The sequence below is a fragment of the Spiroplasma endosymbiont of Danaus chrysippus genome (genome assembly GCF_902809815.1).
Classification (GTDB): Bacteria; Bacillota_I; Bacilli_A; order Mycoplasmatales; family VBWQ01; genus Spiroplasma_E.
On the sequence record NZ_CADDIL010000002.1, the window covers coordinates 74,914 to 98,324 of the forward strand.

Sequence of the window (23,411 nt, forward strand, 5' to 3'; positions counted from 1 at the left end):
TAATTTATTATTTAATGAATTTTCAATTTTTTAATTATAAAATAAGTAATATTGATATACTAGCCATAATTATATTGATTTTAAAATTAATATTCCTATTAATTATCCATCTTATGATATTCATAAAGCAACGATAGAACAATATGCTAATATGCTTAATCAATATCTATATGATCCATTACATCCAAAAAATGCAACAAATTTTATGATTACTAGTGAAGCTGCTTTACAGTTTTATAACGATAATTTTAAAGGAAAAACTGATGAGTATCCATATGCTAATCGAAACTATAGTGAAATAGATATTAAAAATGAAGCTAAGTTATATGAAATAATGTCAATGGGAATGTTATATAAAGATATTGAATGACAACATGCTGTTATGGTCCGTGATTTATTAATTACTAGTAAAAATTTTGCTTTTATTGAAACAGGACCTGAATATATTGTTAATAAAGCAATTATTGTCAAAGATGGTGGCCCAAGTTTAACAGAAAAACCATTACAAGATAATGAAATTTTAATTTACAAACATTTTGCTGAACTAAATAATTTACATATTGATCAAAATTATGTAATTGCTGGACAAACGTTTATTATTCGTGGTTATGCTACAAGCTCATTAGCAGCATTTTTTGGTCGTTATTTTGGTAATTCACTTGATTTAAAAAATAATACTGTCGCTTTTACTAATGGTAATATGATGCGCAAAGTTGAATCTGATTTAAAGGCATTTAGCAGTAATATTGATGATTTTTTTTAGGTATTAATCCTGATTTGGCTAAAAATATTGATTCACAAATAAACAATGAATGAATTTATAATTATCTTCATGCAACTTATAAAACACCTACTGATATAGCAAGTACAAAATATTATAATAATGTTATTGATTATAATAAAATAGTTTCACCTTTAAATATCAATAATCTTAGATTTTATACTAGTATGCAAGAATGATCTTTTAGTTCCATTAATAATAGAATTAATGTTATTGAAGAGATTTCTAGTTTATTTTTAATTTTGATTTTTATTGTGACTACTATTATTATTTTTATTATTACTTTTAAAATGATTGATCGTAATAAAAAATTAATTGGAATTTTAAAAGCAACAGGATATAAAAGTTGGCAGTTAAGTATATCATTAGTAATTTCAATTATTGCTCCTTTAATTATTTTTGCTATTATTGGTGTTTTATTTTCGATTCCAGTTGCGCATTATTTAATTTATATTACTAATATTACTACTGTTGGCTTAATTAGTTATGGTTGGTACTTTAATATTGTTACCGCTATTTTATTACTTGTTATTCCAATCATTAGTTTAACTTTCATTAGTTTTTTAATGGTATTATTCTTATTAAGAAGTAAACCCTTAGATTTAATTACTAATAATATTTCAAAACAAAAATATAAAATAAATATTAGTTCAACTTTTACTTTTATTGCAAGATATGTGATTGGTAGATTTAGTTATCGTAATAAGTTGGCCGTTACTACTTCACTACGTAGTTTTGGTAAAACATTAATTATGTGTTTTACTAGTATTTTTGTTGCAACATTAGTATTCTTTGCGCTTGCTGCTAGTGGTTTAGTTAATAATATGTTAGGTTCACAATTTGCGGGAACTAATTTTAATTATCAAAATGGTTATCAATTTGATGATAATATTAAAACTAACTTTATTAATAACGAAAATAAATTAATGTATCAATTTAATAGTGTTGATAATATTAAAAGCAAAATTTCATTATATCCAGAATTATTAGCGGCAATTAAACGATTTGATCCTCTTAATCCTAATAAATCAATTATGATTAATGTTCAAAATCGTTATATTATGGGTAGTGAATTATTAAAAATAAAACAGTGAATTGCTGCTAATCCATCAAAGATTCCACCAATAGTTAAGGATTTCTTAGAAAAAAATAAAATATTATTTAATTATTTAACCAATAATAATGGTAAAAACAATACTGATTTATTGATAAGTTTTGGTTTAATTTCTTATGATGAACAGTATGAAGTACCATACACACAATTAGAACTTGATAAGGCTAATTTGTTACTTCCTAATCAGCGTGGTGCTGTTTTTGATAATGATACACAAGCCTTATCAAAAGAATCTTTTAAAAATTGAAGTGTACCAAGAACTGCTTACGGTATTGATGATAGTTTAAGTGATTTTTTATCTCTAAATTTTAGTATAAGTGATTTTTCTACTTTTAGTAAATTAAATTTAGCTGATATGGAAGTTTCTAATAATTGGCAAGATAAACAATTTATTAATATTCGTAATCATTTAATTCAAAAATTAGGAATTAAAAATCCAGATAGTAGTGCTGTTCAATTTATTCCAATGGCCACTTCTGCTTTACCTTCGGTTATCAATGTTTATAATGGTGGAGAACAACTTAATAATAGTGTTATTTATAGGTATAAAGGATTAGATAATCAAATAAAATATATAATTGGTATTGCTTATGATTATATTAATAAATTAGATCCAAAAATAATAGTAATGCCTAAACTTTGACTTAATGAGATTTTGTTTGGTAGTAAAAGTGATTTATTAGAAAATAATTTTGCTAATAGTAAATTAAGCAAATTTACTGATAATGAGTTTAAACATTACTTACCAATTATTAGTAATAAAAATGATTATAATATTGATTTAGCACAAATTTCACACTCAGGATATTTGGAAAGTAAAGGTATTAGTACTTCATTATCATTGGTGTATGATATTAGTAATTTACGTACTATTATGAAGAACAATCAATATAGTTTACAAATAATCATTTCATTTTTTGGTATTTTTAGTGTTATATTATCATTAATGATTATTGTTATTGTTACTAATATTAGTGTTCGTGATAATTTAATATTAATTAATATTTTACGAAGTTTAGGTTATACTGCATTAGAAGTTTCTTATAATTTCTTTCTGGTAATAATACCGGCATTGGTAATGAGTAGTTTGGTTGCTGTTTTTATTCTTCCTTCTTTAGTAATGGTACTTTCTAATTTATTAGCAACTTTTGCAAAAATCGCATTTCCTATTGTTTTTCGTTGATGATATTTTGCATTGATGATTAGTATAAATATTTTAATTTATTTAGTTTCATACATTATTACTTGAAAGTTAAACGTTAATAATAAACAATTAATGACATTAACTAAATAATATATAATCTGCTTTGCTGCTATTAAATAAAAAATTACACATTAAAATGTTTTAATTTTAAAAATATTTTTAAATTGATAAAATTAATTTGAAGTATCAACTGAGGTTAGTGGAATATGGTAAAAATATTTTTTAATTATTTGCGTGAACAAAGAAAAAATATTATTCAAGTTTTAGGGTTAGGCTTTTTAGTTATGATTATGATTATAACTTTTTTAAGCATTCAATTTTCTGATCAATATGTAGAAAATCAATATTTAAATGATATTAGTCAAAATACTAATTTTCAAGAATTAAATGAATTACCAATTGAAAAAAATAGTTTTGAAAAAGAATATAATTATTATAAAACAACACATTTAGGATTATGATTGGAAAATATGTCATATTATAAACAAGATGATAGTATTGATACTTTTAAATTAAATCATGCAACTTTTCAAATTGCTTTAGTTAATGCTAATACCGATACTTATCGTTTTATTTTTAATGGTAGTAGTGATTTAAGTGATTCTCATGCTAATAATTATTTACAAATTGGAAATAATATATCTACTAAATTTCATCATGATTATGTTGATTTTAAACTATTAGTTCCTAATGATTATCGTCAAGGTTATAACTCTTCTGAAGAATATAAAAATGCAATGCGTAATTTAATTAATAGTTATGTTTATGATGGAAAGACAAATATTAATCAAGTAAACTATTTTATTTTAAATGATAAAGCATTAAAAATTTATAAATTTATCAAGATGAAATTTATCATAAAATATCATACGCTAATCATGAATATAATACAATTGATATTTCTTTGCAATCACAACTATATTTTTTAATTATTAATGGCATGTTATTTCAAAATATTGAATGAAATCAATATACTTTAGTTAATGATTTATTAATGACCGGTAAATCTTTTCTCTTTACACAAACAGTTCCTAAAAATATTATTGATCGACCAATTTTAGTAGGTAATTATAAACAAAGTTTGGAAGAGTTACCATTACAAGATAATGAAATTTTAATTTATGAACAATTTGCTAATAATAATAATTTAAAAATTGGTGATAAGTACAATATTGTTAATCGTACTTTTATTGTTAGAGGATTTGTTACTAGTCGAAATAGTGCTTTTATTGCCAATAATATTAGTGGATTGATGGATCCAAAAAATAAAACCGTTGCTTTTGTTAATAGTAATACAATGGTTAACATCAATAATGATTTTAAGGGTTTTATTGATAAAAATAAACAAAAAAATAGTTTTAATCCCGTTTATCCTGAACGTAGTTTAAATCCATGATTATATAATATATTACATAATCAATTAGCATATGGTCATCATTATCAAAATCTTACTAATGGTATAAATTTGGTGGTTAGCCCTAAATACTGGACCACTTTTGGATAGACAGTTTTAAATTTTTATTTGTGAAATTGGTGGTTTTAGAAATTTAGAATGTATTCTTTCGTAATTATAAAACATAATATATTGGTTTACATCATTTATAGCTTCATTGAGAGAAAAATATTGATTTGAACCTTTAGGTAGTCATTCTTGAGATAAATGAGAAAATCAGTTTTCAGATATTACATTGCCACCAATATCATAAGGTTGTTTTTTGCTTAAAATTATTTGCTTATCAGCAGCTCAATTTGTGATGTCTTGACAATAAAATTCGTTGGCGTTATCTGAGTGTAAAATAACGTTTTTTACTTGGTTTCAAGAGAATTGTTGATTTATTTTTTCAAGTGCAGGAAGAATTAAATCTTGATAGGATTTGTTTGAACATGTATTATAGCTTACAATATTATTTGAATAAAAATCAATAATTACAAAAAGATATAATCAACCTTCTTTAGTATTTATTTGTTTAGTGTCCATTGATCAAATTTGATTTGAAGAGGTTGTACTTTTATAATCTTTGTTTACTTTATCCATTGTAGGTATTCACTTATTTGGATTTTTTTTGTTTTTAGGATAGTTATTTTTAGTTTGTTTTAATCCTTGAAGATTGTGATCTTTCATAATTTTTCGCATTTGTTTTGTTGATAATTCTAGATTTAAAATAATATGTTTGTATTGTTTTAATCATTCTTTAAATGCTGAAAAAATTCGTAAATAGCCATAAATTTGTCCTTTTCTTGTAAAATGAAATTCAAGTAAAAGTTGGCATAATTCTTGATATTTATGTGTACAATTACTAATTTGATTTTTTTCTTTTTTAATAGGGTTTTGTTTGTTTTTTACAAAATAATATGTTGATCGGTTTAGTTGAAGATGTTGGCAAAGATATCTAATTGAATATTGGTTTTTGCTATCATCAATAATTTGAATTTTTTGTTTGATATTTAACTTGTTAATTACTAATGCTATTTGTTTAATTTTATCCATTATTAAAAATCCTTTCATGTCAAAATTAGTGTTAATTGTATAACACAATTGTTTTTCGAATACATTCAAGTTTTTTTTAAATTAATGGTCTAGTAAAAAGGGCTAAGTAGCAAGTAGCGTTATCCAATTTTAATAATTCTATACTTTCGTTCTGTATAAAATAAAATTTAGGACTTACATTGACATATTTTAAGCAAGAATAAAAAATAGGCAATAGGAGTTAGAAAGGATATATGTCAAATGCCTAAATATTAATTATTATTACCTTCTTTATCTTTATTTAATTCTTCATTTTCATATGCTATAAAGCAGATTTGGTGCATATNACTATAGAATTATAATGTTATCCAAATTTTAATAATTCTATAGTTTCGTTCTGTATAAAATAAAATTTAGGACTTACATTGACATATTTAAATAAAAATAGGAGTTAAACAGGTTATATGTCAAATGCCTAAATATTAATTATTATTACCTTCTTTATCTTTATTTAATTCTTCATTTTCATATGCTATAAAGCAGATTTGGTGCATATATCATTTTATTTTTTTTAAATCAAAAAATTTTTTGATAATTTCTTATTCAATTACCATCCATTATTGATTTTTGACAATAATCACATTTATAAATTATCATTATCAAATTCACCTTTTTCTATAAATTCAAGTACTTTATAATAAGCAGTAAGTTTACCTGCTTCTTTTAAAGAATCACATAAACAAATACTAATTTGTTTTTTTATTCAAATAATTAATTTTTCTTTATTCATATTAAATTTACCTTTCACTAGACCTCAAAATTTTCTATAATTTCTTCTTCTTTTTCTAATTCTTTTAATTTAGATAAAGTAGAATTTATATCAGTATTATCAATATTATTTGAATTAATAATTTTAACTTCATCACCAGTATTATCTTTATAAGCAATTGTTTCTTCATCAATTACTACACCTTGGTCTAATTGAAGTGCTAAATTAATATCATCTTGATTATTTAATACTATAATTGATGTTTTATTAATTTCACGAATTAATGCTTTTACAACAGTTTTTAAAGCCATTTGGTCAAAACTAGTATTTCAAGGACTATCTTCACTCTTAGTTTTACTAAATTTTTTTCTTCATTCTTGACATTCTTCAACTGTCATACCTTTATAAAAATTATTAACTTTACCATTTTTATCTAAAAGAGAAATATAACAATAATAACCAATAGTAGTAATAGTTTTTCTTTCAAAAATTAATGCTGGATTAATTTCTCATTTATTATTTTCTTTATTAAATTTATGTGCTGATGTTATTTTTTCTCTTTGAAAATCAACTACTAATCCAGTTCTTTGTAATAATGTTAATCAACCATCTTCTTGAATTTGAACTTGTAATTCATCACCATAAGGTATTAATGCTAATTCTTTTTTAATTGGATTAATTGAAAGATTTAACTTATATAAATTAATTAATGCATTAATTAAACTTTGTGTATTCATATTTTTTAAATCTTTACTAGAATTGATAATCATCTCATAATAATTTCTAAATTTTACATATTCTTCTTTATTACTTTTAATAAAATTAGGAATTTTTAATTCATTTTTATTATTACTCATTAGTTGATTCTCCTTTTTTATTTAATAATTCTAAAATTTCATCTAATTTTTTATTAATTTTTCCTAAGTGTTTTAATAAAATTAAAATTGATTTATCCATAAGTTACTCCTATCATTTTTTAATTGTTTTAAATCTATTATCTAAATGTACTTCAATATTTTTACTAGGATTAACTATTAAATGACTATTAATAACAATTCATTTTTTTTCATTACTATCTAATTTTTTAGGTAATTTATCAAATTCAATTGAATTACAAGAATAAATAGTTTTTTCTTTAATTGTTTTTTCATTAATCATTTTTATCATTCTTTTTTAATTTAAATTTAAAAATAAAATCTATATCATTTTCTTCAAATTCTTTTTTTACTATTTTATTTCAATTTTTATATTGAATTTCATTTTTAAAACTTAATAATATACCTAATAAGTTATCTTTTATTTCTTCATAATTTCATTGTTCATCTGTGATTATTGATGTAGCACAAATAATTTTTTTTACTTTTCTATTCATTTCATTCTCTACCCCTTCTTAATCATTCTTTAATATTATTTTTTAAAATATTTAATTCTTTAATTTGACCTCTTAAAACATCTAATTCTCATAAATTTAATTGATTTAAATTAATTTCTTCAATTTGATATTCTAAAAATTCAATTCTAGCATTAAGATTTTTAACTAATAATTCATTAAAATTACATTTTTTATTTTTACAATATTCCAATTTATATTCCATTTTTATCTTCTCCTTTAAAATATTTTCTTTTTGCATTCATTCATTCGATTATTAATTCATTTGTTATTTCTATTTTTATTTCTTGCTGATTATTTTTATTAGTTAAATAAACATAGGTTTTATTAGATGGATTTATATCATTAAAAAGTAACATACAATAATAAGCAGTTAATTGTAATTTAATTCTTTTTAATTTATCTTCATCAATAAAAGCATAAGTTTTATAATCTACTAAATAATATTTATTTTCTTTTTTATCTAAATAAACTAAATCTGGTGTTCCAGCAACTAAATTATCAGCAATAGGTTTTTCTATAATAAATTCATAATAATTTTTATCTTTAAATTTTTCTTTTAAAAACATAAGTGATTTTTTACAATAAAAATAATTTATTGAATTTGTTATTGGTTTTAATTTTTTTAATAAATTATTAATAATATTTTCTTGATTAATATTTTGTAAATATAATTCATTAAGTTTATGAACTCATTTACCACGATTTGAAGCATTTTTTAATACTTCTGGTGATATATGACTATATCCAAAACCTAAATAATTATCAATAATTCTAGAAACAGATATTAATTCTTTATCATCTAAAAAATATTGATGAGTTTCTTTTTTAAAAATTAATTTACTCATATTTTTTTCTACCTATTAATATTCAAAAACATTTATTACATAATCTATTACCAATTGAAGATTGTTTTCTACATCTATCACAAGAACCAACCATTCTATATTCTCTACATTCCATAAATATTTTTACCTTTCATTAATTTAATTAAGTTTTTTATTTAATTCCTTATTATTAAAATTTATGTCTAATTCCATTACTAATATTTCATATTTTTCAATATAAGCATCTTTGAATAAATGATGTTTATAATTTCTATGAAAGTTAGTAGCATTTTCAACTGTAGAAAAAGCCTTATATTTTATTTGACCAGTATAATTAACTTCATATTTTAATAAGTAAATATATTTCATATTTATTTTTCTCTTTTATTTTTTTATTGTGTTATGATATTATTAATGAGGTATGTATTTATATATAAAACCCCCTATTTTTTTAAATAATACAAATGTAATTGTTAATTAGATTAATGGGGTATTTACTGAGCCATAATAAGGCTATTCAAATTAATCTATAATTACATTAAGCGATACAGTGTAACATTTTAACTTACTTAACATTAAATGCTCTTTTATTCTGATATAGAAGTATTTACATAAAGTACTCACTATTAGACTTCTACGACAGTTTTATTAAGTTTTAATCTTTTAACAAAAAAAGAACGATAGTTATATCGTTCTTTGTTATTTTATGAAACTAGGAGTTAAAGTGATGCGCCCATTAAACTTGAACTAAATTATTATTATTTGGTCAGCAAACCGAAGAAAACAAATCTATTTTTACCATTTTTAATAAGTTTGGTATTACTCCAATTATTGTTGTTAGTGGTTTACACATTAATTTTTTCTTTGTTTTTTTAAAAAAAATTTTTTGATTTATCAAAAATGAATTAATTAAACTTTTAATTTGCTTTGTAATTTTATGTTTTTATTTATATTTACTTAATTGATCTATTGCAGCAATGAAAGCATTATTTTTTTTTTAATTTTTAGTTGTATTTTAAAATTTAATAAAAAAACTATTCATCCAATTTCTATTCTTAGTTTTAGTGCTTATTGTTGTCTTTGTTTATGACCTTTACAATTCTATCTTTTAGGATTTCAACTTTCTTTTGGTATTACTTTTTTGATTTTATTTATTAATAATAAATTTAAAAAATATAGTTATTGGATTAGATTATTATTGATTAATATTGTTTTATTTTTATTCACTATTCCTATTCAGTGACAAATAAATCATGGTTTTAGTTTGTTAACTGTTGCATATTTATTATTTTTTACACCAATCATTATTTTTTGTGATGTTATTTTATTTTTAAATTTATTTTTAAATTCAATTTTAAGTTTTTTGTTTCTCCAATTTTATATTTTTTAATTATTATTATTAAGTTAATAAATATGAGTAATATTTGAATTCGACTTTTCAAATTGAAATTTGAATTTTACAACTTTATTTTTTAATTTTAATAGTTATTTATAACTGTTGACGATATTTTAATTGAAGAATGTTAACAGTTATTATTATTAATTTTGTTTTACTTTCAACATTATGAATGAATAGTATTATTAAACCTTATTATGAATTAACGATGATTAATGTTGGTAATGCTATGAGTTTTTTATTAACTAGTCCTTATAATAAATCTGCTATTTTAATTGATGCGGGCACAGAAGATTTAAAACCAAATAATCCAACTATTTATAATTATCTTTCAGCAAAAGGAATTCATAGTTTAAAAGCAGTATTTTTAACTCATCATGATTTAGATCATATTAGTAATATTGGATTTTTGAAAATGAACTTAAAAATAGATAAAATTTATGAAAATACCAATCAATTATCGCAATATATTATTGATGGTTTTAATCCAATTCATAATTTAGTTTATGGTTTTAATTTGCAATATGTTTCTGAAAATAATAAAAGTTTAGTTTTGTTATTAAAAGTTTATAATTATAAAATTTTATTTACTGGTGATATTGAAGAACAAACCGAAAATTTATTAGTTAACACCCATGTATTAAGTAAAATTAATATTTTACAAGTTCCTCATCATGGTTCAAAAACTTCATCAACTATTAGTTTTTTAAAAACTCTTAATCCAGAAATAGCATTAATTTCCGGACATGCTACTTGCTACTTGCTACTTAGCCCTTTTTACTAGACCATTAATTTAAAAAAAACTTGAATGTATTCGAAAAACAATTGTGTTATACAATTAACACTAATTTTGACATGAAAGGATTTTTAATAATGGATAAAATTAAACAAATAGCATTAGTAATTAACAAGTTAAATATCAAACAAAAAATTCAAATTATTGATGATAGCAAAAACCAATATTCAATTAGATATCTTTGCCAACATCTTCAACTAAACCGATCAACATATTATTTTGTAAAAAACAAACAAAACCCTATTAAAAAAGAAAAAAATCAAATTAGTAATTGTACACATAAATATCAAGAATTATGCCAACTTTTACTTGAATTTCATTTTACAAGAAAAGGACAAATTTATGGCTATTTACGAATTTTTTCAGCATTTAAAGAATGATTAAAACAATACAAACATATTATTTTAAATCTAGAATTATCAACAAAACAAATGCGAAAAATTATGAAAGATCACAATCTTCAAGGATTAAAACAAACTAAAAATAACTATCCTAAAAACAAAAAAAATCCAAATAAGTGAATACCTACAATGGATAAAGTAAACAAAGATTATAAAAGTACAACCTCTTCAAATCAAATTTGATCAATGGACACTAAACAAATAAATACTAAAGAAGGTTGATTATATCTTTTTGTAATTATTGATTTTTATTCAAATAATATTGTAAGCTATAATACATGTTCAAACAAATCCTATCAAGATTTAATCCTTCCTGCACTTGAAAAAATAAATCAACAATTCTCTTGAAACCAAGTAAAAAACGTTATTTTACACTCAGATAACGCCAACGAATTTTATTGTCAAGACATCACAAATTGAGCTGCTGATAAGCAAATAATTTTAAGCAAAAAACAACCTTATGATATTGGTGGCAATGTAATATCTGAAAACTGATTTTCTCATTTATCTCAAGAATGACTACCTAAAGGTTCAAATCAATATTTTTCTCTCAATGAAGCTATAAATGATGTAAACCAATATATTATGTTTTATAATTACGAAAGAATACATTCTAAATTTCTAAAACCACCAATTTCACAAATAAAAATTTAAAACTGTCTATCCAAAAGTGGTCCAGTATTTAGGGCTAACCACCACCACCAACCACCCCTTCAATGTTAATGACTACTATTACATCCAATATTAAGGAAGAAAAAACACTTATGGATTATCATCAATTATACATTCTTGGTGATAGTCTTTCTGATACTGGGAGTTTTGTTGGAGCTGGGAGTGACTTTGTCCAAAAATCACCATTAGCACCTTGATGAGTCGCTCAAGTAGAATTAGGAGATCCATATTATTTAAATCGCTCTTTCAGTAATGGTAAGGTTGCAGCTGAAATTTTAGCTAATAAATTACATTTAAACTTACAAGCAGGATGAAAATATACAATTTTAAATGATGCAGCAACTTATGAACAATTTGGTAATAACTATGCGGTTGGGGGTGCTGTTGCAGCTGAAAATGATTCATGAACAGGAACATTTTATTCAAATCGTTTTAGCCTTCAACATCAAATAGCTGCTTTTTTATCTCAACATCAAGATTTACAAAGTGATGATTTAGTCTTTCTGGAATCAGGAAATAATGATATGTTGGCTGCTATTGATAGTGGTAACTATTATAAAGGACTTGATATTATTTATAATGCAATTATAAAAGAAGGAGATATAATTCAAGAATTAATTAATAAAGGCATCCAACATATTGTTGCTACTGATGTTCCAGATTTTAGTCTTGTCCCAAAATATTATGGAACTAAATCGCAAGTTTTAGCAAAACAATTATCTGATGCTTATAAAACACTTTGAAATCACGAGATATCTTTATATATAACTAATTATTCTAATTTTATTAGAAGATTTAGTTTAAGAGAAGAATTAAGTAAATATGCGCTGATATTTCAACAAGAAGGTAAAAATATTACTCAAAATGCAATTGAATCTGATTATGCTCATATGGCATTAGATGGTGCTGTTACAGCAACATATGTTAATGGTTCAACAAAAGAAACATTAAATAATTATTTCTTCTTTGATGAAGTTCATCCAACAACATTAGTGCATCAAGGGGTTGCTGAAGATCTTTATAATTTAGTTGAAAAGTGATAATGTTTTAAAACATTAGATATAATAATTACTATATAAGATAAAAGTTCAAATTTGGAATATTATCAAAAACGAAAGTATTTTCCAAATATTGAAACACTGAATAATCTTAAAAAAAGTTTATTATTGAGGAAAAAATAAAAGTGTAATTATATATGAAACATTATGATATTATAACATTAACATAAAATATATTAATAATTTTGTGAGGTTGGAAACATGGTTTATATTGTTCATGGTCAAGATGAGTATTTAGTAAGAAAAAATATTGAACAATTAATTAAAAAAAATCATAAAGAAGAAAATTATTATTATAATCTATATGAATTACAAGAGGATACAATTGTTAATATTATTAATGAAATTCAAATTATGACTATATTTGAAGAAAATAAAGTAATCGTAATTAATGATATCAGTAATTTATGACAAAAATATATTAAAGAAAAAAAATTTGTTAATGCTTTGCTTAATCATAATCAAAAAACAATGATAATTATTAAAAGTTTAAATGTTGATTTTAAAATTAGTAGAGAATTTCAACAATTTAATATTATCAAAATTAAAAATTATACAAAATCACAATTATTGTTATTAATTAATAAAGTTTGCAATAATTTTAAAATTAACATTACTCAAGAAGCAACTAATTTTCTTTTAGAATACTTGCCAAATGATGTCAGTATTATTTTAAATGAGTTATCAAAATTAAGATTAATTGGAAAGAAAATAACTTTAGATATTATTATTGAGGTGGTTCCTAAATATTTTGAAACAAATATTTTTAAAACTGTTGAATATATATTAAAAAAAGATTATAACAATTTTTGAACACAATATAACTATTATAATGTTATTAATTATGATAAAATTAAATTGATTAATATTCTTGTATATCAATTAGAATTAATTAGAGATATCAAAATTTTAGTTAAACAAAAAAAAAGTAATGAAGATATTTCCAATATATTAAATATTTCTAAGTTTCAAGTAAAAATATTAGAACAATATTTAAATATTAATTTAAATATTAATAATATTTTGTTAAAATTATATGAATTAGATTACAATATCAAAAAAGGAAAGTTTAATAAAAATATTGCAATTGATTTATTTTTTTTTTGAATATTTAGTATATAATTATAGATGTTTTAAACTCAAGAGGTGATACATATAATGAAAAGTAATAAAAATACTGATATTACAGAAAAAAAGTTAGTAGAAGAAAATAGTGACATTACATTGGTTAAACCAAAAGTAAAAAGAGTTACAAAGAAAAAAGCCGAAAAAGTGTACTCAGAAGAAGATTTAAATGTTGCATTATACTATGAAATATCAAGTACTATATATAACAGTTTAAATAATTTAATTGTTAGAAAATCTATTTTTGCTAATGAAGAACTTTTAAAAATTTTAGAATTACAAATTTCTAATTTATTTTTTCTTGAAAAAGAACTAAAAGAATTAAAAGATAAAAAGTATGCAATAGAATTTTTGCAGTTAATTTCTAATTTGGTAAATCGTAGTTTGAGTATTACTAAAAGTTCTTCTAAAAATCGTATTGAAATTCTTGAAGAGCGTAATTTATTAATAGTTACAATTACTAATATTTGTAAGACTGTGGAAAAAGAAAGTCTTGAACGAATAAGACAGTTTGATAATAATACTTTTAATGAATTAAATGATCAAATTACTGCATTAAATAATTTTAGTGATGATGCTACTGAGGTTAAGCCAAGTTTTACTCCAAATAATCAGAATGTTGATAATAATGTTGATAAAGATAATCCTAATATTGGTGACATTGGAAATCTAGGTAATAATTTAAATATTAATAATCTTGATAATAATAGTTTAGCAAATTTAGCGAAGTTAGGTGTATTACCGCAACATCCCGCCACAAATCCTAAATTTTACCCGTATATGAATAAACCAAAATATATTCCACTTTTAAAGAAAATATTATCAGCTTTTTTCTTATTAACAACAGTGCTAGCAATAGCTACTTATATACTAACTTATTTTATAGTAGGTACTTTTCCGATTAAAGAAAATAGTGCGCCTGACTATTATAATTTTGCACAACAATCAAAAACTATAGTTTTCACTATTGTCACAACAATAGTTCTAAATGGAGGTTTTTTATATTCAATTTTAAAACCACCAAAATTAGGTCGTGATTTATATCGAACATCATATTTTTTAATAGTTATTTTAATTTTTTGAATAATTTATACAATTTCAAATTTAATTTATATGACAACAGATGATTCATTAAAAAGAACATTTACTTCTTTTTTAGATAAAGGTGATGAAATTAATCCTAATGCTTTACCTTGATTAAAAGGATTAGCAACTTTTAAAGCTTTTCAAATATTAACATATATTACAGCAGCATCAGCAATTTTACCAATTGCTATTATACTAGTTATTGCTATTCTTAATCCAAAAATTGATCGTAATAAAATTATGAGAGCCAATTCGGAATATCAAAATGCTATTAATAATGCTTTAAGTGGTAAGCCCTATGAAATCGATCCATCACTTTTTGATGATAGTTTAGATAATGATAATAAAAAAGACACAAAAGATCATAAATTTTGACGTAATAGTGATTTATTTAAATAATAAAATTAAAAAGGACTAAAAGTCCTTTTTAATTTTATTATTTTTAATTATTAGATTTAATATCTTATGCTTGTCAACGTAATTTTGAACTTGCAACTATTGTGTAAATACCAATCAATCCAAGCGCAACTACTAGATATATTCCATAAGTTGTTGTAAAAGTAAAACTTGTTCCACTTCAAGCTTGAATAAATGGATTAAAGTAAGTTGCGTATTTTAAAACAGGACTACTATTAATTAACTCAGCTGGGAAAAATACCCCACTTAAAAGTGCAACTGGAAAATAAATTACATTTGATGCTGCAACTAAAGCAGTTACTGATTTGAAAATTGAGGCCAATAACATTCCTAAACCCATTGATGGAGGCTTTTTAGTAATCTGTGTTTCTTTGTTTTGCAAAGTACTAGTTCAGATTAATTCTGTCTTCAAATTTTATCATAAAATGAGCAATTGCTGTATTTCAATTTTGAATAGGCAATGTTCATTTTTTTGTGATATTTTCAATTGCTAAGTAAAAAATTTTAAAAACTGCCATATCATTAGGAAAAACTTTTTTATTTCTAATAACTTTTCGTAATTGGCTATTAACAGATTCAATAGCATTTGTAGTATAAATTACCCTTTTAATTTCTGCTGGATAACTAATAAAAACCATTAAATTTTCTCAATTTTTATATCAAGATTTAGCAATTTGTGGATATTGTTTATTTCATTTACTTTCAAATGATTCTAAAGCTTGCATTGCTTGTTCTTCACTACATGCTGTATAAATTGGCTTTAAATCGATAACTAGAGACTTTCGATGTTTGTATGAAACATATTTTAAGCTATTTCTAATTTGATGAACTATGCATAATTGATGTTCAGTTTTAGGATAAACTGATTGTATTGCCTCTGACATGCCTGTTAAATTATCACTACAAGCAATAAGAATATCATTTAAGCCTCGATTTTTCATTTCTGTAAAATTATTTAATCAGAATTTAGCACCTTCATTTTCACTAATTCATAAACCTAAAACATCTTTTTTACCTTCTAAATCAACTCCTAAAGCTATATAAACTGATTTGTTAATAATACGTTTATCCTGACGTACTTTAACTACGATACAATCAAAATAAATGATTGGATAAACACTATCTAATGGACGATTTTGCCATGCTTTGACATCATCAATGACATCATCAGTAATTTGACTAATTACGCTTTCGCTAATATCTGCGCCATCATATAACTCTTGCAACTGCATTCTAATATCTGATAAAGTCATACCTTTTGCATATAGTGAAAGAACTTGTTGATCAAAACCATCAAATCTTCTCTGTCTTTTTGTGATTATTACTGGTTCAAAATTACTATTGCGATCTCTTGGTACATCAATTTCAATTTTACCTTGTTGAGTTATTAATTTTTTTGATGTTGTACCATTACGAACATTGTCATTATTACTGCGTTGATTTCTTTCGTGTCCTAAATAATTTTGCATCTCAGAATTCAACATTTTTTCTACCAATCGTTTAGTTAATTCTTTATATAAGCCTCCCTCTTTAAAAACTGTTGTTAAATCCTCAGTATTTTCTAATAATAAATCTACTGCTTTTGATATTGGATCATTGTTATTAAGATTATCTTTTTTAGCCATCTGTAACTCACTCTTTCTAGATATATAAATTATATTTACTAGAATTAATTAAACATAGTTATTTTTGTAAGTCACACAGATTACTAAACATTCCCAAAAAATAACTTTACCATTTACTTACTCCTTTCTAATTACTAATGTGTTCCATGAATAATATGTCCCACAAATTGTTTGATAAACACTAATACCATAAATACAATTGAAATTAACACCGGTCAATTTGTAAGTGTACCACCATCGCCAGTTGTAAATACTCAACCAAAAATATAAGTAAAAGCATTTAATAATTGTTGGCCAACACCACCAATCATATTTAATAATGCTGATAATCCAGCGGGCATATTAATCACCCCCTTTCTCTAATTCTTTTTGTTGTTTTTCCATTTCTAATTTACGTTTCTTCTTTTCAAAATCTTTACGACAAAAAGTACAATCAGGGTCATTTTCTTTTTCCTTTACATATTTTTTATGTTTGAATTTCTGTATACCCTCATGTATTCAATTACGACAAAATCAAAGTATAAGACAAAACCCACCAATATATAAAACATATTTTATAATCTCCTTAAAATCCATTTTAAACACCACCTAACGTATAAGCATAAGAATAATCCCAATTTAAACTTGTTCTATCTAAATTAATCTCAGACATACTATCATCATTTAAATCAATATCAACCATACTGTCATCTGTACTTTGATAATCACTAACACTAGCATTAATTAATCTTGCTCTTTCATCAGTAAATACTTCTTGCATTTGAACAACATTATTAGTATTTCCAAAAGGCAATAATAACTGATTTATAATCTCACTTGCTCCGGCAATAATCGTAGCAATAGCAAAATAATTATTAAAATCATTATTAATACCCATAGCAACACCACTACTAATCAAACATCCACCAATACACACATTTGCTATCTTTCTTATATTTTGAAACCTATTAGGTATTAATTCAGTTAAACCACTAATAACATTTGCTATACCAAAACTATTTAAAGATATATAAGTATCTCAATCTACAAAAGGCACATCAATTATCGGTTTAACGGTTGTAAACGGCGGATATATTGGTCTTGGGGATTCAGTTGGACATGGTGGTCAAAAACAAGGTTCATCTCTTAATAAAGAAACTGACTTATCTACATACTGAACAAACTTAGCATAATTTATTAAACCAATTTTTCCTAAACCTAAAAATATCTTTTTATAACTATTAATAACTTTATTTCTAGTAGTAGGTCTTTGATTAATATTCCATATATCAATTCCTAACTTTTTACTAAATAATAATGAATTAATAGAACCTAATATTGGGTCTTTTAAATATTAACCATAATAAGCACTTACGCCAACCATAGCACTTAAAGGACTTAATCCAGTTCTTAATATTTTAGTCAAAGTATAATTACTAGTCTGGCTACTTAGCCCTTTTTACTAGACCATTAATTTAAAAAAAACTTGAATGTATTCGAAAAACAATTGTGTTATACAATTAACACTAATTTTGACATGAAAGGATTTTTAATAATGGATAAAATTAAACAAATAGCATTAGTAATTAACAAGTTAAATATCAAACAAAAAATTCAAATTATTGATGATAGCAAAAACCAATATTCAATTAGATATCTTTGCCAACATCTTCAACTAAACCGATCAACATATTATTTTGTAAAAAACAAACAAAACCCTATTAAAAAAGAAAAAAATCAAATTAGTAATTGTACACATAAATATCAAGAATTATGCCAACTTTTACTTGAATTTCATTTTACAAGAAAAGGACAAATTTATGGCTATTTACGAATTTTTTCAGCATTTAAAGAATGATTAAAACAATACAAACATATTATTTTAAATCTAGAATTATCAACAAAACAAATGCGAAAAATTATGAAAGATCACAATCTTCAAGGATTAAAACAAACTAAAAATAACTATCCTAAAAACAAAAAAAATCCAAATAAGTGAATACCTACAATGGATAAAGTAAACAAAGATTATAAAAGTACAACCTCTTCAAATCAAATTTGATCAATGGACACTAAACAAATAAATACTAAAGAAGGTTGATTATATCTTTTTGTAATTATTGATTTTTATTCAAATAATATTGTAAGCTATAATACATGTTCAAACAAATCCTATCAAGATTTAATCCTTCCTGCACTTGAAAAAATAAATCAACAATTCTCTTGAAACCAAGTAAAAAACGTTATTTTACACTCAGATAACGCCAACGAATTTTATTGTCAAGACATCACAAATTGAGCTGCTGATAAGCAAATAATTTTAAGCAAAAAACAACCTTATGATATTGGTGGCAATGTAATATCTGAAAACTGATTTTCTCATTTATCTCAAGAATGACTACCTAAAGGTTCAAATCAATATTTTTCTCTCAATGAAGCTATAAATGATGTAAACCAATATATTATGTTTTATAATTACGAAAGAATACATTCTAAATTTCTAAAACCACCAATTTCACAAATAAAAATTTAAAACTGTCTATCCAAAAGTGGTCCAGTATTTAGGGCTAACCACCCTGTTCTAATTCATTAGGCATAAATAAAACTCCTTACTTTATATACTAATAAGGAGCTTGTATATGAATTATAATCTAATCCATTGGGGCTTAATGAAAAATATATAATCCATATATAAGCCCCTTATTTAATTTTTAATTTATACATTATTATTTTCATTCAGTAATATCTACAATAGTACCGGATAAATCCAAAACTAAATTATAATAATTACCAATTTTTAAATTTAATTTATGTAAATATTTTGAAAAGTCATTAACAACTGTTGGATTATACCATTTATCTCTTACTTTACCAGTAGGTATATTTGTTTGTTTATTAATTTCTAAAAAAGTTAAAACATCAAAATTTAAAAACTTACCTTGATTATTTTTATCGGGTATCATCTTATCTTTTTCAATATTAACTAATTGAGTTTTAAACATAAAAATTGCCAATCTTTTCTATAAATTTTAATAAAAAAATAATAAAAGAATTGGAAACAATTAAGTAATTAAATTACAAATAAAATTAATCTAATAAAAAAGTTTCTAATATTAATATTTAACTATCCCGCGAAAGGAATTGTTACCAATTCAAATAAGTTAAATATCATTTAAAAACTAATCTAAAAAAATATAAACTTATGTATTAATACTAACAAATTTTTAAAAAATAACAATAATAATAATCAAAATAAAAAAGTAAGTACTATTATTCCTTTCGCGAAAAACAATAATACTTACTATAAATAAAGTATAACAAAAATATAATAAAATACAAATATAGTATATATTAATTGAATAAATTTAAAATTAATGAAAAAAATCAAGTATTTATTTATATTTATGTTTGTTTAAATATTCCCATATTATCATTTTTATCTCATGAGCGAATAGTATTAGTTACAATTATTAAACCAGTGTCTGGATAATTATGTAAAAAATCATTATAAAATTTAATTATTTCCTCAAAGTTATTAATAATTACATTTACAAATGTAAAAATATCATTTTCAGTTATACTTCCACCAGAACTAGTATTATCTAATCTAGGAAAATTATTAATAATTTCAAAAAAATGATTTTTTATTTCTGATTTATGTTTTATATTATCAAAATAAAATTCTTTAAAATCTTTTTCAAAAATTTGATTACTAATTTTTACTTTTAATCAATCATGTGCTAAAAACCGATAATCTTTTTCAAATAAAATATCATTACTTTCTTTTATATTTTGCTGTAACATATTTTGCGATATATTTATTACTTTAGAATTTTTATTATTAATTAAAGTTGAATTTATAGTTGAAGAAATCATAATAATTCTTAATAAATTTATAATTTTTTTCATAAAATAATAACCTCCCCATATTTTTTTAAACTTTTTAAGTTATTAAAATAGTAATACTTTATAAAAAAATACAAGAAAAAAGATTTAATAAAAAAATTATTTGTTTAAAAATATTTTTTCAATTTTACTTTTATCAAAAACTTTATAAAGAAAATCTAAAACATCATTTTTATTAAACTTATTTTTTAATCAATACCTAAATCTTAAACTATCTAAATTTATATAATGTTGAAAATCTTTAAAATAATCACTATTAGCAACATAATCATAACTTCCACCAATTAATTTAGTAACACCTTGCTCATTTGGTTTACTTTTAAATAAATAAAATTCTTTCGCTTTTTCACATGCTTGTACTAATTCTTGTAAACTCAACATTTTAGTTCCACGAACTACAAGCGGATTTTTACAATTTCTACTAAAAGAATATGCTTGAATACCAACATCTTTTTGATTTAATGATTTAATATTTTCTTGTACTTTTGTTACATATTTACTTAAATACTTAACTACAAACTCATTAGTTCCTTTATGAACAACTCTTAAATCAATACCCTTAGCATTTCCAGCATGTGGTCATCATTGACGTATCATAGAATAAGGTATTTTACGATTAAATAATATATGAAAATGAACTGCACCACGGTCTTGATATTCATAAACATAAAAATGTTTCAATTCACCTAAATATTTAGAACGTTTAGGGTCATTTCATCAACGTTTTAACAAAATAAAAAATAAACGAATATCTTTTTTTGCTTTTCTAATATCAGTTTCATTTTTGTGATAAGTTAAAGTTAAAAAACTTAAAACTCTTGCATTATAAAAATTATGTAATGCTTTTTGAATTAATTTAGACTTAGTACGAACATTATTATTTCTTAATTTAGTAATATTACCAATATTCTTTATACCTAATTTATTTCTATCATTTCTAATGATATCAATAGGTAAAACAACATTTTTAACATAACAAGCATAAAAAATTTTTTTAACATAAAAATTATATGAAATATTCATTTATAATGATCTCGCGAAAGAATTTTTAATAAAATTAAATAATTTATAAATAAATATAAATCTTATAAAGAATTATAACATAAAAAAATATCATTAATAAAAATTAATGATAGTAACAAAAATGATACTTAACTTAATAGAATTATAACAAATCATGTTAATAAAATCCATGCTTTTGATGAATATTTTTTTCAAAATAGAGATAAAGATAGATATAAAGTTGCTAAAAAATGTAATCGTAGTATTATTTTTGAATTTGGTAAAATGATTTTTAATCAAAGAGTTTATTGAGATAAATTAAAGAAAGAATATTATTATCCAGTTTATGAAGAGTTTAATATTGAAAAAAGAGCAAAAATTATTAGTTGATTAAAAGAAGAAATAATATCATATATTGGAAGAAAGAAACATTATCAAGATATACAAGATATTTTAAAATACAGTTATGTTTCAAAAGTAACAATTAGTAAAATTCATAAAAATGCAAAAGTGCAAGAAAAATTACCAGAACAAAAATTTAAAGTTAAAAATAGTGAATATATTTATATTAATGCTGATGATTGTTATGTTCCTGTTTGAAATAAAAATCATAAAAGAGAAATGCAAAAAATTCGTAGTATTAGTTACAATACTGGTAAAAAACAAATAGGTAAAAATAGAAATAAGTTATCAAATAAAATTTATACTTTTATGGGTGATTATAAATATAGTCCTAAAGAAGATTATTTACAAGCAAATCCAACAGTTGATTTTACTTGAAATGGATTAAAAAAATATTATGAATTTGAAAATGCTAAATTAGTAGTTTCTGGAGATGGTGCTGGATGAATATATAATTTAGCAAAATATTTAGGTGCTTATTATGTATTAGATAAATATCATGCTTTTTATTATTTATGAACTGCATATAAACCTGATAAAAGAAAAAATAAAGTTAATCCAGAAAATTTAAAAAACTTTTTAAAGTCTTGAAAATATTTTTGTAATGGTCAATATTATGAATTAATAGCATTTTTAATTGAAACTAAAGTAAATAAAGAAACTTTAAGGATTTTTGAAAATAATAAAGAAGGTATTATTAATCAACCTGCTGATTGAAATATTGGCTGTAGTGCTGAAAGTGATATTCAACATTTAGTTAAATCTCAAACAAAAGGTGCAAAAATATATGCTTATCCAACATTAATTAATATGTTAATGGCTAGAGCCAATTATTTAAATAGTAGAAATTATATTAATAGTGCTTAAAATAATACAATTTAATATTTTTTATTTCTAATTTTAAGATTAGAATTTTTGTGTTGTTTAAATGTAATTTTGTAATTATATTTTTTAACATTTTTAAAATTTATGGTATAATTTAATTAACAAATAT

30 protein-coding genes are annotated in these 23,411 nt (G+C 22.5%); 11 read left to right on the forward strand and 19 right to left on the reverse strand.

The window, feature by feature from the left end:
• The first annotated feature begins 151 nt into the window (after positions 1-151).
• The 4 genes from SPIRDC1_RS02260 to SPIRDC1_RS02275 all read left to right on the forward strand — a co-directional run bounded on the left by SPIRDC1_RS02260 (position 152) and on the right by SPIRDC1_RS02275 (position 4,603).
• Positions 152-763: a hypothetical protein gene (locus SPIRDC1_RS02260; RefSeq protein WP_174480346.1), complete on the forward strand. Its 612-nt coding sequence runs from the start codon at positions 152-154 to the stop codon at positions 761-763.
• 14 nt (positions 764-777) lie between these two features.
• Positions 778-3,189: an ABC transporter permease gene (locus SPIRDC1_RS02265; RefSeq protein ID WP_174480347.1), complete on the forward strand. Its 2,412-nt coding sequence runs from the start codon at positions 778-780 to the stop codon at positions 3,187-3,189.
• A 116-nt stretch (positions 3,190-3,305) separates the two neighbouring features.
• Positions 3,306-4,028: a hypothetical protein gene (locus SPIRDC1_RS02270; RefSeq protein WP_174480348.1), complete on the forward strand. Its 723-nt coding sequence runs from the start codon at positions 3,306-3,308 to the stop codon at positions 4,026-4,028.
• The gene (locus SPIRDC1_RS02275; protein ID WP_174480349.1) at positions 4,004-4,603 is read left to right on the forward strand and encodes a hypothetical protein; all 600 of its coding nucleotides are present in this window, start codon (positions 4,004-4,006) and stop codon (positions 4,601-4,603) included. Before SPIRDC1_RS02270 ends, SPIRDC1_RS02275 begins: the two co-directional genes overlap by 25 nt.
• A gap of 6 nt (positions 4,604-4,609) precedes the next feature.
• On the opposite strand, the gene SPIRDC1_RS02280 is transcribed toward SPIRDC1_RS02275, so the two are convergent.
• The 11 genes from SPIRDC1_RS02280 to SPIRDC1_RS02325 form a co-directional block, all read right to left on the reverse strand.
• Positions 4,610-5,605, reverse strand: coding sequence for an IS3 family transposase (locus tag SPIRDC1_RS02280; protein WP_174479968.1), 996 nt, complete (start codon positions 5,603-5,605; stop codon positions 4,610-4,612).
• A 58-nt stretch (positions 5,606-5,663) separates the two neighbouring features.
• Entirely contained in the window at positions 5,664-5,801 is a 138-nt protein-coding gene (locus SPIRDC1_RS02285; protein ID WP_174480350.1) for a hypothetical protein, read from the reverse strand.
• A 272-nt stretch (positions 5,802-6,073) separates the two neighbouring features.
• The gene (locus SPIRDC1_RS02290; protein ID WP_174480351.1) at positions 6,074-6,223 is read right to left on the reverse strand and encodes a hypothetical protein; all 150 of its coding nucleotides are present in this window, start codon (positions 6,221-6,223) and stop codon (positions 6,074-6,076) included.
• On the reverse strand, positions 6,210-6,356 hold the full coding sequence (locus SPIRDC1_RS02295) for a hypothetical protein (RefSeq protein ID WP_174480352.1): 147 nt from the start codon (positions 6,354-6,356) through the stop codon (positions 6,210-6,212). Before SPIRDC1_RS02295 ends, SPIRDC1_RS02290 begins: the two co-directional genes overlap by 14 nt.
• Before the next feature lie 17 nt (positions 6,357-6,373).
• Positions 6,374-7,192, reverse strand: coding sequence for a RecT family recombinase (locus tag SPIRDC1_RS02300; protein ID WP_174480353.1), 819 nt, complete (start codon positions 7,190-7,192; stop codon positions 6,374-6,376).
• 109 nt (positions 7,193-7,301) lie between these two features.
• Positions 7,302-7,493 carry a hypothetical protein gene (locus SPIRDC1_RS02305; RefSeq protein ID WP_174480354.1) on the reverse strand — a complete coding sequence of 64 codons (192 nt, stop codon included), beginning with the start codon at positions 7,491-7,493 and terminating at the stop codon, positions 7,302-7,304.
• Complete coding sequence (locus tag SPIRDC1_RS02310) at positions 7,486-7,707, reverse strand: hypothetical protein (RefSeq protein ID WP_174480335.1); 222 nt, start codon at positions 7,705-7,707, stop codon at positions 7,486-7,488. Before SPIRDC1_RS02310 ends, SPIRDC1_RS02305 begins: the two co-directional genes overlap by 8 nt.
• Positions 7,700-7,930, reverse strand: a complete 231-nt coding sequence (locus SPIRDC1_RS02315; protein ID WP_174480355.1) for a hypothetical protein — start codon at positions 7,928-7,930, stop codon at positions 7,700-7,702. The genes SPIRDC1_RS02310 and SPIRDC1_RS02315 overlap by 8 nt, the downstream gene beginning before the upstream one ends.
• Positions 7,920-8,573, reverse strand: a complete 654-nt coding sequence (locus tag SPIRDC1_RS02320; protein ID WP_174480356.1) for a PD-(D/E)XK nuclease family protein — start codon at positions 8,571-8,573, stop codon at positions 7,920-7,922. The genes SPIRDC1_RS02315 and SPIRDC1_RS02320 overlap by 11 nt, the downstream gene beginning before the upstream one ends.
• The gene (locus tag SPIRDC1_RS10205) at positions 8,566-8,688 is read right to left on the reverse strand and encodes a hypothetical protein (RefSeq protein ID WP_255495898.1); all 123 of its coding nucleotides are present in this window, start codon (positions 8,686-8,688) and stop codon (positions 8,566-8,568) included. The genes SPIRDC1_RS02320 and SPIRDC1_RS10205 overlap by 8 nt, the downstream gene beginning before the upstream one ends.
• Before the next feature lie 23 nt (positions 8,689-8,711).
• Positions 8,712-8,921 carry a hypothetical protein gene (locus tag SPIRDC1_RS02325; protein ID WP_174480357.1) on the reverse strand — a complete coding sequence of 70 codons (210 nt, stop codon included), beginning with the start codon at positions 8,919-8,921 and terminating at the stop codon, positions 8,712-8,714.
• A 1,151-nt stretch (positions 8,922-10,072) separates the two neighbouring features.
• On the opposite strand from SPIRDC1_RS02325, the gene SPIRDC1_RS02335 reads away from it, so the two are divergent.
• The 5 genes from SPIRDC1_RS02335 (at position 10,073) to SPIRDC1_RS02355 (ending at position 15,485) form a co-directional block, all read left to right on the forward strand.
• Positions 10,073-10,732, forward strand: coding sequence for a ComEC/Rec2 family competence protein (locus tag SPIRDC1_RS02335; protein WP_174480358.1), 660 nt, complete (start codon positions 10,073-10,075; stop codon positions 10,730-10,732).
• Between the two features lie 71 nt (positions 10,733-10,803).
• Positions 10,804-11,799, forward strand: a complete 996-nt coding sequence (locus SPIRDC1_RS02340; RefSeq protein WP_174479968.1) for an IS3 family transposase — start codon at positions 10,804-10,806, stop codon at positions 11,797-11,799.
• Positions 11,800-11,909: 110 nt separating this feature from the next.
• Positions 11,910-12,860, forward strand: a complete 951-nt coding sequence (locus SPIRDC1_RS02345) for an SGNH/GDSL hydrolase family protein (RefSeq protein ID WP_174480359.1) — start codon at positions 11,910-11,912, stop codon at positions 12,858-12,860.
• Positions 12,861-13,076: 216 nt separating this feature from the next.
• A complete protein-coding gene (gene holA / locus SPIRDC1_RS02350; RefSeq protein ID WP_174480360.1) occupies positions 13,077-13,997 on the forward strand; it encodes a DNA polymerase III subunit delta in 921 nt (306 codons plus the stop codon).
• Positions 13,998-14,033: 36 nt separating this feature from the next.
• Positions 14,034-15,485 (forward strand): hypothetical protein, encoded by a 1,452-nt coding sequence (locus SPIRDC1_RS02355; protein WP_174480361.1) that lies wholly within the window; start codon positions 14,034-14,036, stop codon positions 15,483-15,485.
• A 64-nt stretch (positions 15,486-15,549) separates the two neighbouring features.
• Here SPIRDC1_RS02355 and SPIRDC1_RS02360 read toward each other — a convergent pair whose 3' ends face one another.
• The 5 genes from SPIRDC1_RS02360 to SPIRDC1_RS02380 all read right to left on the reverse strand — a co-directional run bounded on the left by SPIRDC1_RS02360 (position 15,550) and on the right by SPIRDC1_RS02380 (position 18,164).
• On the reverse strand, positions 15,550-15,843 hold the full coding sequence (locus SPIRDC1_RS02360; RefSeq protein WP_368668549.1) for an ABC transporter permease: 294 nt from the start codon (positions 15,841-15,843) through the stop codon (positions 15,550-15,552).
• Between the two features lie 46 nt (positions 15,844-15,889).
• Positions 15,890-17,128 carry an IS256 family transposase gene (locus SPIRDC1_RS02365; RefSeq protein WP_174479940.1) on the reverse strand — a complete coding sequence of 413 codons (1,239 nt, stop codon included), beginning with the start codon at positions 17,126-17,128 and terminating at the stop codon, positions 15,890-15,892.
• 134 nt (positions 17,129-17,262) lie between these two features.
• A complete protein-coding gene (locus tag SPIRDC1_RS02370; RefSeq protein WP_174480363.1) occupies positions 17,263-17,469 on the reverse strand; it encodes a hypothetical protein in 207 nt (68 codons plus the stop codon).
• Position 17,470: 1 nt separating this feature from the next.
• Positions 17,471-17,704, reverse strand: coding sequence for a hypothetical protein (locus tag SPIRDC1_RS02375; protein ID WP_174480364.1), 234 nt, complete (start codon positions 17,702-17,704; stop codon positions 17,471-17,473).
• 1 nt (position 17,705) lies between these two features.
• Entirely contained in the window at positions 17,706-18,164 is a 459-nt protein-coding gene (locus SPIRDC1_RS02380; protein ID WP_174480365.1) for a hypothetical protein, read from the reverse strand.
• Between the two features lie 480 nt (positions 18,165-18,644).
• On the opposite strand from SPIRDC1_RS02380, the gene SPIRDC1_RS02385 reads away from it, so the two are divergent.
• The gene (locus SPIRDC1_RS02385) at positions 18,645-19,640 is read left to right on the forward strand and encodes an IS3 family transposase (protein ID WP_174479968.1); all 996 of its coding nucleotides are present in this window, start codon (positions 18,645-18,647) and stop codon (positions 19,638-19,640) included.
• A 193-nt stretch (positions 19,641-19,833) separates the two neighbouring features.
• Here SPIRDC1_RS02385 and SPIRDC1_RS02390 read toward each other — a convergent pair whose 3' ends face one another.
• The 3 genes from SPIRDC1_RS02390 to SPIRDC1_RS02400 all read right to left on the reverse strand — a co-directional run bounded on the left by SPIRDC1_RS02390 (position 19,834) and on the right by SPIRDC1_RS02400 (position 22,036).
• Positions 19,834-20,109 carry a hypothetical protein gene (locus SPIRDC1_RS02390; RefSeq protein ID WP_174480366.1) on the reverse strand — a complete coding sequence of 92 codons (276 nt, stop codon included), beginning with the start codon at positions 20,107-20,109 and terminating at the stop codon, positions 19,834-19,836.
• Positions 20,110-20,509: 400 nt separating this feature from the next.
• Complete coding sequence (locus SPIRDC1_RS02395; RefSeq protein WP_174480367.1) at positions 20,510-21,016, reverse strand: hypothetical protein; 507 nt, start codon at positions 21,014-21,016, stop codon at positions 20,510-20,512.
• 96 nt (positions 21,017-21,112) lie between these two features.
• Entirely contained in the window at positions 21,113-22,036 is a 924-nt protein-coding gene (locus SPIRDC1_RS02400) for a rolling circle replication-associated protein (RefSeq protein ID WP_174480368.1), read from the reverse strand.
• Between the two features lie 165 nt (positions 22,037-22,201).
• Between SPIRDC1_RS02400 and SPIRDC1_RS02405 the strand changes: the two genes are divergently transcribed.
• Positions 22,202-23,284: an Mbov_0401 family ICE element transposase-like protein gene (locus SPIRDC1_RS02405; protein ID WP_368668550.1), complete on the forward strand. Its 1,083-nt coding sequence runs from the start codon at positions 22,202-22,204 to the stop codon at positions 23,282-23,284.
• The last annotated feature ends 127 nt before the right edge of the window (positions 23,285-23,411 follow it).